This is a genomic window from Streptomyces capitiformicae (assembly GCF_002214185.1).
Lineage (GTDB): Bacteria > Actinomycetota > Actinomycetes > Streptomycetales > Streptomycetaceae > Streptomyces > Streptomyces capitiformicae.
Map to the genome: position 1 here is coordinate 8758198 of NZ_CP022161.1, position 16022 is coordinate 8774219.

At 71.0% G+C, this 16022-nt stretch carries 7 protein-coding genes and 3 pseudogenes; 8 read left to right on the forward strand and 2 right to left on the reverse strand.

Features of this window, described 5'->3' with window-relative positions; genetic code table 11:
* Positions 1–20 precede the first annotated feature (20 nt).
* The 3 genes and pseudogenes from vioD to CES90_RS39380 form a co-directional block, all read left to right on the forward strand.
* Entirely contained in the window at positions 21–1151 is a 1131-nt protein-coding gene (gene vioD, locus CES90_RS39370; protein ID WP_208921567.1) for a capreomycidine synthase, read from the forward strand.
* Positions 1148–2200 carry a guanitoxin biosynthesis L-enduracididine beta-hydroxylase GntD gene (gene gntD, locus CES90_RS39375; protein ID WP_232791361.1) on the forward strand — a complete coding sequence of 351 codons (1053 nt, stop codon included), beginning with the start codon at positions 1148–1150 and terminating at the stop codon, positions 2198–2200. The genes vioD and gntD overlap by 4 nt, the downstream gene beginning before the upstream one ends.
* A 268-nt stretch (positions 2201–2468) precedes the next feature.
* A pseudogene (locus CES90_RS39380) lies at positions 2469–5732 on the forward strand (amino acid adenylation domain-containing protein); the annotation flags it as partial.
* Between the two features lie 10 nt (positions 5733–5742).
* Here the strand turns inward: CES90_RS39380 and CES90_RS50485 are convergent.
* A pseudogene (locus tag CES90_RS50485) lies at positions 5743–5955 on the reverse strand (IS701 family transposase); the annotation flags it as partial.
* Positions 5956–6887: 932 nt separating this feature from the next.
* On the opposite strand from CES90_RS50485, the gene CES90_RS39385 reads away from it, so the two are divergent.
* The 5 genes and pseudogenes from CES90_RS39385 to CES90_RS39405 all read left to right on the forward strand — a co-directional run.
* Positions 6888–7622 (forward strand): FHA domain-containing protein, encoded by a 735-nt coding sequence (locus CES90_RS39385; RefSeq protein ID WP_189783470.1) that lies wholly within the window; start codon positions 6888–6890, stop codon positions 7620–7622.
* Positions 7619–9112: a serine/threonine-protein kinase gene (locus tag CES90_RS39390; RefSeq protein WP_189783469.1), complete on the forward strand. Its 1494-nt coding sequence runs from the start codon at positions 7619–7621 to the stop codon at positions 9110–9112. Before CES90_RS39385 ends, CES90_RS39390 begins: the two co-directional genes overlap by 4 nt.
* Before the next feature lie 210 nt (positions 9113–9322).
* Positions 9323–10906 (forward strand): phospholipase A2, encoded by a 1584-nt coding sequence (locus CES90_RS39395; RefSeq protein WP_229913863.1) that lies wholly within the window; start codon positions 9323–9325, stop codon positions 10904–10906.
* Positions 10907–11106: 200 nt separating this feature from the next.
* The gene (locus CES90_RS39400; protein ID WP_189783468.1) at positions 11107–13518 is read left to right on the forward strand and encodes a proprotein convertase P-domain-containing protein; all 2412 of its coding nucleotides are present in this window, start codon (positions 11107–11109) and stop codon (positions 13516–13518) included.
* A 214-nt stretch (positions 13519–13732) separates the two neighbouring features.
* Positions 13733–13900 (forward strand): annotated as a pseudogene (locus CES90_RS39405) (EamA family transporter); the annotation flags it as partial.
* A 471-nt stretch (positions 13901–14371) separates the two neighbouring features.
* On the opposite strand, the gene CES90_RS39410 reads toward CES90_RS39405, so the two are convergent.
* Positions 14372–15037 (reverse strand): DUF1963 domain-containing protein, encoded by a 666-nt coding sequence (locus CES90_RS39410; protein ID WP_189783467.1) that lies wholly within the window; start codon positions 15035–15037, stop codon positions 14372–14374.
* Between the last annotated feature and the right edge of the window lie 985 nt (positions 15038–16022).

Here is a 16022-nt window from a genome sequence, read left to right on the forward strand (position 1 = left end):
CCGGCCAGTGGAGGAACCCCATGCCCATCGCCCCTGCCCTGCTGGAGGACTGGCTCCGCGAGCGGTACTTCACCACCACCTACGACATCAGCAGCAGCGGCGTCGAGAACTACACCGTCGACCAGGTCCTCGCCCTGGCCGGCACCAGCGCGGCCTCGCTCGGCGACGTCATGTTCCGCGACAGCCACTCGCTGGGCGGCGAACCACTGCGCGCCGCGCTCGCCGAGCGGTACGACACCGACCCCGGCTCGGTGATCGCCACCCAGGGTTCCAGCGAGGCGATCTACCTGGTCATGCACGCCCTGCTCAAGCCCGGCGACGAGGTCGTCGTACAGGCCCCCGCCTACCACGCGCTGGTCGAGGTCGCCGCCTCGCTGGGCTGCCGGATCGTGCCCTGGGCGATGCGCACCGAGCACGGCGTGGTCACCAACGAGGACGAACTGCTGGCCCTGATCGGCCCGGACACCGCCATGGTGGTCGTCAACTTCCCGCACAACCCGACCGGCGCCACGGTGACCGAGGACCAGCAGACCGCGATCGTCGACACCTGTGCCCGGTACGGCACCTGGCTCGCCTGGGACAACGCCTTCCAGCAACTGGTCTACGACCGGCCCCCGCTGCCCGACCCGACCGCCCGCTACCCCCGGGCCATCTCCTTCGGCACCCTGTCCAAGGCTTACGGCCTGCCCGGCCTGCGGGTCGGCTGGGCGCTCGCCGCGCCCGAGGTCCTGGCCGGCTGCGTGCGCCGCCGCGACTACACCAGCCTGGCCCTCTCCCCGCTCGTCGAAGCGGTGGCCACGCACGCCGTACGGCACGCCGACGCGCTACTGCGCCCCCGCCTCGCCCAGGCCACCGCCAACCGCGCGGTGCTGGCCGACTGGCTGACCACGCACGGCGACCGAGTCTCCGCCGACCTGCCCGTCGGCGGTGTCACCGCCTTCCCCGAGCTGACCACGGTGGCGGACGTGACCGCCTTCGCCGACCGGCTCGACCGCGAGCACGGCGTGCTGGTCGTACCGGGCGTCTGCTTCGGCGCCCCGCGGCACATCCGGCTCGGCTTCGGCGGCGCCGCCGAGGAGCTCACCGCCGGACTCGACCGGCTCGCCGCGCTGCTGCCCGCCCCTCGCCGCCCCCTTCCGCAAACCCGATGACCGAGGTGATCCACCCCATGCACACCCTCACCCTCGACCCCCCCGACGCCGAAGCCATCGCCGTTCTGCTCGACGAACTGGCCGCGCGTCACGACAGCGTGGAGGACCGGACCCTCCAGGACGAACTGACCCTCCAGTCGCATCGGTTGCCCCTCGCGCTCCGCCGGTTCCTCACGAATTTCCGGCTGCGCGAACCGGCGGGCGCCTGTGTGGTCTCCGGCTACCGCGTCGACCACGACCGGATCGGCGCCACCCCGGCGCACTGGCAGCACCGCACCGGTGTCTCCCCGGCGCTGCGCGAGGAGATCCTCCTGCTGCTGTGCGGGGCGCTGCTCGGCGAACCGGTGGCCTGGGCCACCCAGCAGGACGGCTACCTGGTGCACGACGTCCTGCCGGTCAAGGGCCACGAGAACGAACAGATCGGCACCGGCAGCAACCAGACCATCTTCTGGCACGTCGAGGACGCCTTCCACCCCTACCGGGGCGACTACGTGGGCCTGCTCTGCCTGCGCAACCCGGACCGGGTGCCCACCACCTTCGTCGGAGTGCAGGACCTGGAGATCTCGGCCGAGGACCGGCGGGTGCTGGCCGAGCCGCGCTTCTACATCCTGCCCGACCACTCGCACCTCCAGGTGCTCGACGCCGGTCCCGGACGCCCCTTGGAGGGTGGTCCGCGTCTGCTGGACGCGGCGCACGAGCGCCTGAAGCGGATGCGCGACGACGCCGCACCCGTACCGGTGCTGTTCGGCTCGCCGGCCGATCCGTACCTGTGCCTGGACCCGTACTTCATGGACCTGGGCCGGCTGGATCCACGGGCCCGGGAAGCTCTTCAGCGCCTCTCGGACGAGATCGACCGCCGCCTCGGCGGCGCCGCACTGGCCCCCGGCGAGATCGTGTTCGTCGACAACTACCGGGCGGTGCACGGCCGTAGCTCCTTCGCGGCGCGCTTCGACGGCACCGACCGCTGGCTCAAGCGGGTCAACGTCGCCCGCGACCTGCGCAAGTCCCGGGACGCGCGGGCCACCGCCGCCTCCCGCGTCCTGTTCTGACCAGGGCCCCACCCGTCGTCACCGGCCCCTGGACTCCGTTCCTCCACCCACGGCCTCAGGGCCCCAGGGCCCGCCCGATTCCTCCGAGGAGAGCACCGTGAGCACCCCCCAGACCGCCGTCGCCGAGGCCACCGCCGCCGACACCGCCCGCCGCATCGCCGAGCTGTCGCCGGACCAGCGGGCCCGGCTGGAGGCACGGCTGCGCGAGCGGTCGGCCCGGCGTGCGGGCTCGCCCGCCGGGGTGCCGCGACGCCCCGAGGGGACACCGGTGCCGCTGTCCTTCACCCAGGAACAGATCTGGCTGGCCCAGCAGATCGCCCCTCAGTCGGCGGCGTACAACGTGCCGATGGCGGTGACCTGCTCCGGCCCGCTCGACACCGACCGGCTGAGGCAGGCGTTCCGCCGGGTGATCGCCCGGCACGAGGTGCTGCGCACCACGTTCGCCGCGGGAGCCGACGGCCTGCCGGTCCAACTGGTGCATCCGGACTCCGCGTTCGAACTCACGGTGAGCGACCTGCGGGGCCTGCCGGCCGACGAGGCGCAGGTGCGGGTGCGCGCCCGGCTGGCCGAAGAGGCGCACACCCCCTTCGACCTCGCGGCCGGGCCGCTGCTGCGGGCCGCGCTGCTGCGCACCGACGATCAGGAACACATCCTGGCCCTGACGATCCATCACATCGCTGCGGACGCCTGGTCGGTGAACGTCCTCCTGGCCGAGGCGGCGACGGCCTACCGGCTCGCGGACGACTCCGCCGCCGACGCGCTGCCGCCGCTGCCGGTGCAGTACGGCGACTTCGCCCTCTGGCAGCGCGGCCGACTCGAAGGCGTCGCCCATCAGGAGAGCCTCGACTACTGGCAACAGCGGCTGGCCGGCCTGACCGACGTCCCGCCGCCCGCCACCGCCACCGGCCGGCCGGAGGGCGCCCCGGCTGCGGCAACGCACGGTCTGGAGCTGCCCGCCGAGGTCGCGGCCGGTCTGCGCACGCTGGCCGCACGACACCGGACCACCCTGTTCACGGTGTCCCTGGCGGCGCTCCAGGTGCTTCTGCACCGGTACGGCGCCGGGCTCGACCCGGTGGTCGCCACCCCGGTCGGCGGCCGTGGGCACAGCGAGCTGGAAGGCCTGATCGGCTGCTTCGTCAACACCCTGCTGCTGCGCGGCGACCTGTCCGGCGACCCGACCTTTGCCGAGCTGCTGGACCGGGCCACCGAGGCCACCCGGCGAGACTTCCAGCACCAGGAAGTCCCCTTCGAGCAGCTGGCCGACCAGTTGCGGGCCGGTTCGCCGGACGGCCTGGCCCGCACCATGCTGGTGCTCGACCAGGCCACCCCGGACACCTCCCCGGACGCGGCAGGCTCCGGCGAACTGGTCCTGCGCCCGCTCGCCGCAGGCGGCCCGGCCGACGCCAAACGGGACCTGACCTTCACCGTGTCGGAGACCGGCGACACCCTCACACTGACCCTGGTCCACCGCACCGACCGCTACGAACAGCGCTCCGCCGAGCGCCTGCTCGCCCACTACGCCACCCTGCTGCGCGAGGTCTGCGCCGACCCGCATCGCCCGGTCGGCCGCCTGGCGCTGCTGAGCGCAGGTGAGCGCGCGCTGCTGGACACCTGGAACACCACCACGCCGGAGGTGCCCTCCGCGACCTTCCACGGCCGCTTCGCCGAGCAGGCCGCCCGCACCCCGCACGCCGTCGCGGTGGTCGGCGCCGACGCCACCCACAGCTACGCCGAACTGGACCGGCTCGCCAACCGGCTGGCCCACCACCTGCGCGGGCTGGGCGTGGTGAGCGAGACCCCCGTCGGCATCTGCCTGGAGCGCGGCGCCTGGACGGTGGTCGCGCTGCTCGCCGCCGTCAAGGCCGGCGGCTGCTACGTGCCGGTGGACCCGGCCCAGCCACGGGAGCGGATGGCGATGATGCTCGCCGACACCGCCGCCCCCGTCGTGATCACCCACGCCGCCCTCGCCGGCCGGCTGCCGTCCGGCGTGCGGGCCGTCGCGGTGGAGGAACTCGCCCTGGACGCACTGCCCGACACCGCCCCGGACGTGGCCGTGGACCCGGGCCAGGCGGCCTACGTGCTGTTCACGTCCGGCTCCACCGGACGGCCCAAGGGCGTCGTGGTCGAGCACCGGCAGGTGCTCAACTACCACACCGCCGTGGTCTCCACGCTGGGCCTGGAAGCGGGCGGGTACGCCATGGTGCAGCCCTTCACCTTCGACTCCTGCGTCACGTTCCTCTCGGCCGCGCTCCTCGGCGGCGGGACGCTGCACATGGTGGACCCCGACATCGCCTCGGACGGACGGCTGCTGGCCGCCTACTTCGCCGAGCACACGATCGACTACCTGAAGATCAGCCCCTCGCACCTGGCCGCCCTGGAGGGGCCGCACGCCGTGCACCGGGTACTGCCCCGCCGAGGCCTGATCCTGGGCGGCGAGAGCTCGACCAGCACCTTCGTACGCGACCTCCTGGGCCGCGCCGAATGCGAGGTCTTCAACCATTACGGGCCGACCGAGACCACCGTCGGCGTGACCACCCACCGCCCCCGGGCCGCGGAACTCGCCACCGCCACGACAGTGCCGATTGGCCACACGCTGGGCAACGTCAGGGCGTACGTACTGGACGGCTGCGGCGAACCGGTGCCGGTCGGAGTGCCCGGCGAACTGTTCATCGGCGGCGCTCAGGTCACCCGGGGCTACCTGGGCCGCCCGGGTCTGACCGCCGAGCGGTTCGTCCCCGACCCGGCCGGCGCGCCCGGCGCACGCATGTACCGCACCGGCGACCTGACCCGCCGACGGCCCGACGGCGCCGTCGAGTTCCTCGGCCGACTCGACGACCAGGTGAAGATCCGCGGTTTCCGTATCGAACTGGGCGAGGTGGAAGCGGCCCTGGCAGCCCTGGAACCGGTGGCGGCGGCCGCAGCGGTGGTCCGCGAGGACCGGCCGGGTGACCGGCAGATCGTCGGCTACCTCGTCCTGCGCCCCGAAGCAGACGTCGAACCGGCCCAGCTGCGGGGCGAGTTGGCGAAAGCGCTGCCCGGCTACATGGTGCCCTCCGCACTGGTCCTCCTCGACACCCTCCCGCTCACCGCGCACAACAAGCTGGACCGGCGCGCCCTGCCTGCCCCGCCGCGCCAGGACACGCAGACCGGGCGGCCCCCGCGCGACGAGCGGGAGACCACCCTGTGCCGGATCTTCGCCGAGGTGCTGGGCGCCGAGCATGAGCCGGGCATCGACGAGAGCTTCTTCGACCTCGGTGGTCATTCGCTGCTGGCGATGCGGCTGGTCGGGGCGGTTCGGGCCGAGTTGGGGGAGGAGGCCGGTGTCCGGGACGTCTTCGAGGCGCCGACGGTGGCCGCGTTGGCCGAGCGGCTGGGCGGGGCCGCGCCCGCCGCCGCACTGCCGCCGCTGGTCAGGGCCGAGCGCCCCGAGATCCTGCCGCTCTCCTTCGCCCAGCGCCGACTCCGGTTCCTCAACGGGATGGAGGGCGAGACCAGCGCGTACACGATGCCGGTGGTGCTGCGGCTGGCCGAGGCGGTGGACGCCGATGCGTTGCAGGTGGCCCTGGATGACGTGGTGGCGCGGCACGAGACGCCAGCGTCCAGCCGTTCTTCCGCTCAAGCGGCGCAACCAGTCCCCGCATGTAAGCCAGCGCCGACTGACGCGGCTCCTCCCGATTGAACCGGTGCACGAACCGCTCATGCAGCACGTCCAGTTCGCCGGCCCAGAGCCTGACATCAGCAAGGTCCCCACCCATAACCACACCAACGACTGAGCTGGCCAGCAGTCACGGCAAGCACCGTTGCAGTACTAGGTTCTGTCTCTCCGATCACGCTGGTTGCCCGGGGACTCAGCCACCGCGCTGGGGTCCTGGAGGGCATCGCCTCCAGGACCCCGCGGATCAGTGCCGATCGTGGTCCGGACTCGTGATCCTGAACGTGACTACGTTCTCCTCGATGGCCCACCGGTGGAAGCATGCCTTGTCCAATACACGGCAGGCCGGTCGAACATGTGGATGGCCTCGAGCCGACCGACGTACTCGGCCATCCCGGGATGCTCCGCGTCCGCCTCAAGAACTGACAGCACCGGAACCCACAGCATAGTCTTCCGGCTCGAAATGCGCCCGGTGGATCAACCCTGACACCTGCCGATTCCCCATTAGCGCCGACATCGGCGGCGTATCCAGCACAAGGAGGTGCGGGATCACGCGGCCGCATCCCCTCGACAGGCCGCCAATGCCTCCTGAAGCCATGACCCCATCGCCGCTCTCCCTTCATCAACCCGAAGTCCTCCGTCAGGTAAACACGTCCGCTCCGCACGCTCACGACGTTCCTCCTCCGTGAGCGTCGACTCCGCGAACTCCGAGGATCCAGCGGCCGCCAGGCTCGCGACCACACAGTCCGGGCCCGTAGACTGAGCGCGATGATCACCCGACATGCCGCGATCACGCTCCTTGCGTGCTCGGTCGGAGTGCAACGACCGGGCCGTCGCTGCCGCGGACCGTTCCGCAGCGCCGTACAGGACGGGCAGGCACAACGACGGAGTTGTGGGCAGGGACAATGCGCCACCGGATGGCTGCTGGACGGGCTCGCTCAACGAGGACCGAGCACGCCGTCCAGACCAGGCGTCCTGCCCTATCAAATGGATGCCCACGCCTCGTGCATGGGATGAGGGGGAGGTCTTCACTCCGTGCACAGCATCATCGTGGTGCCGCCCGGCTGCGACGGGCCCGCGGGCCAGCTCAGGATCGCCCCGGGGCAGAGCCTCACCTTCGGGCGGGCGCCGGACAATGACCTCGTCATCGCGCACCCCGGCGTGTCGCGGACGGCCGGGACGATCACCGCTCACCACTCGTTCTGGATCCTGAGCAACGACACCAGCGGTCAGACGTACGTCGTGGAGAACCCGGAAGGAGCCGGCGAGCACGTCAAGGTCGCCCCCGGCCGCCAGGACGCTCCGGTTCCCTTCGAGTTCGCCCGAGTGGTCCTGCCGGCCGCCGGAGACCTGCTCGGCTTCGACGTATGGGCACCGAGTCACAGTTACCGGCACCTCGCTATCGGTCCCGGCGCCGCCACGACCCCGGCATTCGCCCTGGACCGTACGAAACGGTACTTCGCCGTGCTGGCCGCCCTGTGTGAGCCCCGGCTGCGGGGCGCCCCGCACGCCCCGCTGCCCACGGTCGACGAACTGGTCGAGCGGCTGCGTCCCACCTGGCCCGCCGCCAACCGGTCCTCCGTCTACTGGAACGTGGACTACCTCGCCGTCAAGCTCCGCCTCCGTCCGGAACCGGACACCGCCGAGGCGGGCCGGCGTCTCAACGGCAAGAAGGAGTCCCTGGTCTCCCTCGCGCTCCGCTTCGACCTGGTCCGCGAGGACGACCTGATCGTGCTCGAAGCCTCCGCCGGCCGTGAGGTATCCCTGTGACAGGACACGAGGAGACGCCGCATGTCGTCCCCGTGCCGAAGGGCTACCGCGTCGGCCGCTGGGAGATACGACGGCCGATCGCATCCGGCGCGTTCGCCACGGTCTACGAGGCCCGTACCACCACGCCCGCCGACGGGCTTCCGGCCCGGGTGGCGCTGAAGTTCCTGGCGACCGGCACCCGCACACCGCGCCAGGTGCGCCACCTGCGCGACCTGGCCGAGCGGGAGGTCGACCTCCTCAGCCGCCTGCACGCACCCCGCCTCGTCCGGATGTTCGAGACGCTCACCGTCGACGACCCGCACCACCCGGAACTCGACGGCGCCACCGTACTCGTACTGGAACGGGCGGAGGACTCCCTCGACGCCGTCCTGGACCGCACCCCGCACCCCGCCTCCGGCCCCCTCCTCCTCGCCCAGGTCTGCGCGGGCCTGCACCAGCTGCACCAGGCGGGCTGGGTCCACGGCGACCTCAAGCCGGCCAACGTCCTGCTGATGCAGGACGGAACGGCCCGCCTCGCCGACTTCAGCACCTCCGCCGAACTCGACGGCACCCACGCCTACTCCCCGGCCTTCGCCACCCGCGACTACACCCCGCCGGAACTCCTCTGGCCCGAGACCAGCGCCCGCGGCACGCTGATCAGGCCCACCGCCGACATCTGGGCCTTCGGCGTCCTGGCCCATCTCGTCCTCACCGGCACGCACCCCCTGCCCGGCGCCACCCCCGAAGCCCGCTGCGACGCGGCCGCCCGCTACGCCCAGGGCACGGAGGAGTTGCGCCTGTCGCCCGACCTGCCCGAGGTCTGGCGGCACATCATCTCCGACTGTCTGGCCCGTACCCACGAGGAGCGTGCCGCCGCGCACGATACGGAGGCCCTCCTGTCGCGGGTGGAGCAGGCCGCGTACGGGGCCGGCCCCGTACGCCGGCCCCGCCGCCGCGCGGGCTTCCGGCGCCGGCACCCCGTGCTGGCCGCGGCCCTCGCGAGCGTCCTCCTGGCGACGGCGTGCGCGACGGTCGCCGGGTACGCGTACGTGAACCACGACGACGGGACACCGGTGTACGCGGCGCTGCCTGCGGCCTCGAAGGCCCCGGTCGGCCCGGACGGGAAGGTCACCTACGGCTACCACCGCTGCCCCGAGGACTCGGTCTGCTTCTTCAGCGAACACAACGGCACCGGGAAGATGTGCAGTTGGCGCGGCGATGACACCGAGTGGCTGTCGGGTGAGGAGACCTGCGCATGGGCCGGAGACCGACCGGTCCGGTCCGTCTACAACAACATCGCCGCCGCGCGGGACGTGGTGGGCGTGGCCTACTTTCGCGGCCCCGACTTCAGCCCCGCCGGCGACGACCGCCGCCGCCCCGTCCAGCGCACCGGCTGCACCTCCATCAACAGCATGGGCAACCTCTCCGGCACCTACGCCCCACGATCCCACCGACTGGTCTCCGACTGTTTCGCCTTCACCGCGATCATCGACACCCTCACCCACTGGTGAGCGGACGGCTACCTGAAACATTCGAGGTTCCTCGCGGCCCCCTCACGGAGCAGGCTCACACCGGCACCCCCACCGGGGAGTGCCGGCTCGAAGCCGGGGGGCTCCGGGGGTGGTTCACCGTCCGCACGGAACGCGTCGTACACGTACGTCCGGTTCCCCTTGGTCCCTCGGCCCCTGAACACCAAGGATCGACCCAACGGGAGGACCACCGTGCGCAAAGCCGCGCTCTCCCTCGTGACCGTCGCCTCGATCGCGCTGCTGCTCCCGCAGCAGTTCGCATCGGCATCGACGACGTCCGAGGTCCCCGACGCGCCCCTCGCTGCAGGCGAGGTACAGGAGATAGGCCCCGGCCTGTACCTCTCCGCGAGCGACACCTACCAGGTCTACGAGAACGACGTGGACGGCGGACTCATGGCCCGTTCCCACACGGTCGCCGGGCAGCCCCAGGGGCTGGCCCTGGCCCAGGACGCCCCCACCGGGCGTTCCGACCTCGGCGTGTTCGGCCCCGGCTGGGAAGCCGAGTTCGTGGGCGGTCAGCTGAACCGTTCCCTCACCCAGGACGCCGGGAGCATCACCACCAAGGACCTGGACACCGGTGAGGCCACCCGGTACGAGCTCACCAACTCGTTCGACCGCCCCGATGGCGGCACCGTCAACGACTACGCCGCCGCCGACGGCTCCACGCTCGTCGAAACCGTCGTGTGGGACGACCTGGCCGGTGAGATGAAGGCCACGGTCGTGGAGACCCCGAACCTCGATCTGACCACCACCGCCACCGATGACGACACGTTCACCGACGAGCAGGGCAACGCCGTTCCGGCGTCCGACCTGAAGCCGTCCTACACGTGGACCCGGCTCCCCGTCAGCGGCGACGCCTGGCGCGTGACGTCCCTGGGCAGCAAGGCGTTCGGCGACACCACCGTCTCCTACGACGGCGTCGGCCGCGTCTCCACCGTGTCGGAGACCGCGACCGCCACGGACCCGGCCAAGACAGTCCGTGTCACGTACGCGGGCATCAGCACCGCCGTCGGCGACACCCTCGGCGATGTCGCCGGGCAGGTCAAGGACATCACCGTGACCACCGGCGCCACCGTGCAGACCCTGGCCCGCTACCACTACGACGCCTCGGGCCTGCTGAAGCAGGTCACCAATCCCGCCGAAGGAATCGACCTCGCCGGCTACACCTACGACGGCGGCGACCGCCTGGCCTCGATGACCAGCGACGACGGAACACGGTGGGAGCTGTCCTTCACCGGGGACGCGGCCGCCCCCCAGGCTCTGGAGACCACCGGCAGTCCCGAGCCCGGCGCCGAGGTCGACGGCGAGGACGTCATCCCGCCCGCGGAGGAGCCCGTCGGTGCGTCCGCTTATCCGGCGAAGTGCTCGGCCGCCAACCACTGGATGCGCTACACGAAGAGCGGCTGCACAACGAAGGTCGCCCACTACGGCTGGCGTTGGCCCGAGTGGAAGACGACTCCCAGCGGCCGGAAGGTCCGGGGCATCTACAAGGACCACTGCACCAAGAGCTCGGACAAGCCCGATGGCTTTGACTTCCGTGCCGCGTGCGACATGCACGACTACGGCTACGGCGTGATCGGCAATTCGTACACGAGCCACAGCCACTACCTCGACACGTCGAAGAAGAGCGCCGTGGACACGGTCTTCTACAACACCCTCAAGGACGACGTGTGCAGCGACTACCGGCACAAGTCGATCTGCCGCGGCTACGCCTGGACCTACTACCAGGCAGTCAAGTCGCAGGGCGACCCCAAGAACGGTGCAGACGCAACGTAGTGACGTGACGTCAGATCCTTCTTGACTGACGAGGGCCGGGCAGCGCCCTGCTGCCCGGCCCCTCCGCGTCCCGGCCCGACCCCTCCGCGTCCCGGCCCGACCCCTCCGCGTCCCGGCCCGGCCCCTCCGCGTCCCGGCCCGGACTTCCATACGTACCCCGATGACCTGATCCCCCGATCCTCCGATCCGATGGAGCACCAGTGAAGAGACCCGCATGGGCTCTGGTGACGGCCGTGTCAGCGGCCCTGCTGTTCACCGCGATACCCGCACACAGCGCCACCCTCACCGACGACCTCACCCCCACCGCCGACGGCCAGGGTCCGGTCGACCCGCCGCTCTTCGACGCCACGCAGGACGGCTCCACCGTCCGCGTCAACGTCGTCACCGACCAGCGCGCGGACCTCTCCTCCGCCTCCCAGGCCGGCGAGACCCTCGTCTCCTACGACACCCTCCCCCTGGTCACGCTCCGCGTCGACGGCGCGGGCCTGACGGAGCTGTCCACCACGCCGGGCGTCGTCAGCGTGACCGAGGACATCCCCGTTGCCCCCACGCTCGACGAATCCACCGCCGTCATCGGCAGCGACACGACCACCGCCGCCGGTATGACCGGAGTCGGCTCCACCGTCGCCGTCCTCGACACCGGCGTGTCCGCCCGCCATCCCTTCCTCTCCGGGCGGGTCACGTCCGAGGCCTGCTTCTCCGTCAACGATCCCGCCATCAAGGCCACCAGCCTCTGCCCCGGCGGAGGCATCGCGGAGGAAGGCCCCGGCGCCGCGGACACCGGCACCGGTCCCTGCGCCGCCATGGCGGCCGCCGTCTGCGCCCACGGCACACACGTGGCCGGGATCGTCGCCGGTGACGGCACCGGCGCCAGCGGCGCACCCGCGCACGGCGTCGCCCCGGGAGCGGACATCGCCGCCATCCAGGTGTTCACCAGGTTCGACAACGACAAGTACTGCGGCCCCGGCGCGAGCCCCTGCATCCTGAGCTTCGCCAGCTCCCAGGCCAAGGGACTGGAGAAGGTCCTCGCGCTGAAGCGGGCCGGAACGCCCATCGTCGCCGCGAACATGAGCCTGGGCGGGAACCGTCACACCAGCGCCTGCGACACGGACCCCCGCAAGGCGGTCATCGACGACCTGCTCGCCGAAGGCGTGGCCACCGTCATCGCCGCCGGCAACAACGGCTTCGCCGACGCCGTCAGCAACCCGGGCTGCGTGTCCACGGCCGTGACCGTCGGCTCCACCACGGACGACGACCAGCTCTCCACCTTCTCCAACCGTGGCCCGCTGCTCGACCTGCTCGCTCCCGGCACCAGCATCGTCTCCTCGCTGCCCGGAGGCACGTACGGCAGCAGGAACGGTACCTCGATGGCCGCTCCGCACGTCGCCGGAGCCCTCGCGGTCCTCCGGCAGGCCTACCCCGCCGAGGCGATCGCCGGCCTCGTCTCGCGCCTGGCGAGCAACGGCACCCCCCTCACCTACACCGGCGCCACCACACCCCGTATCGACGTCCGGGCCGCCGTCGGCACCGTCACGCCCGAGCCGGGCGACGGCACCGGCAAGCCGCTGGCTTTCCGCTTCTCCAACGACGTGCCAGTGGCCATCCCCGACGGCGCCGGCGCGAACGTCGCCGGCGCGCCCGCAGACTCCCCGATCACAGTCACCGGACACCCGGAGGGCGCACCGAACGACCTCGCGGTCAAGGTGAGCTACAGCCACGCCTGGATCGGCGATGTCCGTCTCGAACTCATCTCACCCACAGGCAAGACGTACCTGCTCAAGAGCGCGAACCTGAGCACCGGCGGCACCACCTACACGAACAACTTCACCGTCGACGCCACCGGACAGCCCTCCGACGGGAAGTGGCGCGTGCGCGCCGTCGACATCGACGACGGCTCCACCGGAAGCCTCAACACCTGGTCGCTGCTCTTCCCGACCCCGTTCGAGAACACCACGGCCACGACGATTCCCGACACGGGCACGGCCACCTCCGCCATCGCCGTCTCGCGCGTCACCGGCAAGGCCTCCGGCCCCCTTCAGGTGTACGCCGACCTCACCCACACCAAGATCGGCGACCTGGCGCTGACTCTGACCAGCCCCGACAACAAGACCTTCACGCTCAAGTCGTACGGCTCCGAGGCCGGCGGCACCCTGAAGACCACGTACGGCATCGACGCCACCGCCGCGACGGCCGCCGGCACCTGGACCCTGAAGGTCACCGACTCCACGGGCGACTCGACCGGGAAGCTCAACGCCTGGTCGCTCGGCTTCCTCTCGTACGAGAACCAGACCGTCAAGCAGATCCCCGACGACAACTACGAGCAGATCTGGACCACGGTCACCGGCCTGACCGGCACCGGCTCGGCCCGCACACAGGTCTACGTCCACGTCGAACACGCCAACCTCGCCAACCTCAAGATCGACCTCGTCGCCCCGGACGGCTCACTACACCTCCTCAAGGGCTCCGGATCGCCCGAGGGGCCAGGCGTGATCAAGAAGACGTATACCGTCGACACCAGCGGCCAGCCCGCCAACGGCGTGTGGAAACTCCGCGTCGACGACGTCCTGCCCGGCAACACCGGCACCATCCACAACTTCGTCCTCAGGTTCTGACCCTTCCCGGTACGTCCCCGGGGGTGTGCCCCAGGTGCACCCCCGGTCGGGCAGCTGGACTCCCGGCCCGCACCGGGCAGGACATCCGGGCAGAAGTGGTACCAGCGCAAGCGCGTGATGCCGCCGCGGATGGTCTCCGCTCGGAGGACCTCCTCGACCGTCTCGGGGGCACTGCCGTCGGCCCGGGGTGGCCCACATGAGGATCAGCGGGCCGCTGGGCATCGGCCTCATGCTGCTGGCCGCAGCGTGCTGGGGCTGCTACATCCTGCTCAACCGCACCGTCGGCGCCCTCGCGCTCTGGCAGCAGCCCCCTGCCGCCCTCGCCTGCGCGCCGGCCTCCGGAATGCTGTCCTCGGCGGTACCGTTCCTCGCCGACCTGCTCCGCCATCTGGGCGATCGTCGGCGCCAACGCCTCGCCGTCACGGCAGCCTCCCCCAGGGCCCCGGCTGCTCCCATTCCACCGGCACGCAGCGGAAACGGTAGTCCCGACGGAGGTACTCACGACTGACTTCGTTCACTTCCAGCAGCAGCGTCTGTCCGGCACTTTGGGCGGCAGCTGGAGGTCGACGAGCCGGGAAATGTTCACGAGAAATGGGCTCTGGCAAAAGTCACCCGGGAGAGGAACACATAGGCCAGGCGCGGCGGCTCACCCGCCCCTTCCCCTGAAGCCCGAGGAAAATCCATCGGGGTGGCCTCCGAGTACGGCCGCTGCGGCTCCTCCAGCCAGTGCGGCTGCCACCCAGCCAGTGCGGCTGCCACCCAGCCGGGTGGCGGCCGGGTCGGGGACGGGACCGTCGGCGGGGCGGGCTCGAAGACCGCGGGGCGGAACCGGGAATGCTCCGTGCCCGACCCCTCAGCAGCTCTGGAAGAAGAACTCGGCGTTCTTGCCGTCCGGCGAAAGGAACAGGTAACCGACCCCGGTGTCACCGAAGTTGACGTCGAAGGGCAGTTGGCAGGAGTCGAGCTGGGCGACCAGCTGCCAGCCCTCGCCCGGCAGGTCGTCGTTCTGTAGCCAGACCGGTACCACGTCGGGGCCGCCGAGCTGGTTCATCCGGATGCTGCCCGCGGCGTCCTTCTGGCGCTCTTCGAGCAGTTCCTCCAGCCGCTCCTCCCGGTCGTCCTCGTCCTCGTCCTCGACCGGCTCCATTTCCCGCTCGACGTGGGAGAAGTCGACCTCCTCGTCCACCCGGAGCAGGTGGACCCGGTCCAGGTCGGTCGGCCCGGTGGCCGCCGCCCGTGCCTCGAAGGACTCGGTGACCTGCCCGCCCGGCTGGACGACGGTGGCGTGTTCACCCGAGAACCCGATGGCGAACAGGTACACCATCCGGTCCCCGTTCCCACTACCGTCCGCCGCCGGCACCCGGAACTGCCCCATAAAGGGGGCGAGTTCGTTCTCATACGGGTCGACCGGCCACTGCGGCTCCTCCAGCCAGTGCGGCAGACCGCCCAGCCGGGTGCCGTCCGTGACGGCTGCCTCGGCGTCACTCGCCGGATGGTAGGACGTGAAGCGGTACCGCATATGGATCCCCCGTTGTCGACCGACCTGCTGTACTGCCGCACAAGTTATCGCCCGTCACCGAATCGTCAGCGCCCACGTCCCCAGTGATAGCGGGAGATCGACTCCGCCACGCGCCCAGTTTGCGCAAATCTCCGGAGGCGCGTGACGTCCTCGCCGAGAACGGACAGCAAGCCTCAGCAGGAGTGGCCCCGCCCCCGGCACAGGCAGCCTGACGGGCCACAACTCCAGGCACTGGTGGACACCACGTCCGGCCCCCGGCGGTCAGACCCTTGCGTGTGGAAAATGACGGGGTTTCATGCGCCCTGGGTGCCGAAGAGGTACTCGTTGCCGATGTCGATCAGGAACGGGCCGCCGTAGGACGGGTAGCGCTCCAGGAAAACTGCCGCTGAACCGGCACGGTCAGCGCGAGCAGCATTTCCACGTTGGTGGCCTCCCTCCCGTTCGGAAAGCACGACCGCACGCGTGTGACCGGCGTGGTCGATGGCGAACCGGATGATGCGGGAGCAAGGCCAGCTGCTGGCCTACGTCGCGGCGTTGTCGAGCAGCCACAAGGTGGCCTCGTCGAGCTGACGCAGCCAGCGGTTCCGCTCGCCCGTCAGCTGTTCGCGCATGATGGGCGTCCAGTCGGGATCGTCGATCGGCGGTAGCTCGAACCTCTGCAGCAGTCAGCAGGCGGAGATGAGGCGCAGCATGTTCGCGCCGAAGGTGTTGCGGGCGATGTGGACCTCGCCCAACCGTTTCTTGCGAGCCTCCATGCGCGGGGCTCCACGAACAAGCGGGAACGGCGCTGGTCGATCCGATGGCGATGCAAGTCGGCGAGCTCGCCTCAGCGCAGGCCCGTGTAGAAGCCGAGCAGGCACATGGTGCGCCACCCGGGCCGGGAGTTCACCGAAGGTGCTCTGCGTCTGGTTGAGGTACACCACTGGTGCTTGACCGCGATCTGCGGCAGGTCGATGCCCCAGGTTGTCCAGGTTGCTAACCCTCG

Bases quoted from the DNA above. Each gene is read 5' to 3' on its own strand.
- vioD (WP_208921567.1), top strand. From the start codon at position 21: ATGCCCATCGCCCCTGCCCTGCTGGAGGACTGGCTCCGCGAGCGGTAC.
- gntD (WP_232791361.1), top strand. From the start codon at position 1,148: ATGACCGAGGTGATCCACCCCATGCACACCCTCACCCTCGACCCCCCC.
- CES90_RS39410 (WP_189783467.1), bottom strand. From the start codon at position 15,037: ATGCGGTACCGCTTCACGTCCTACCATCCGGCGAGTGACGCCGAGGCA.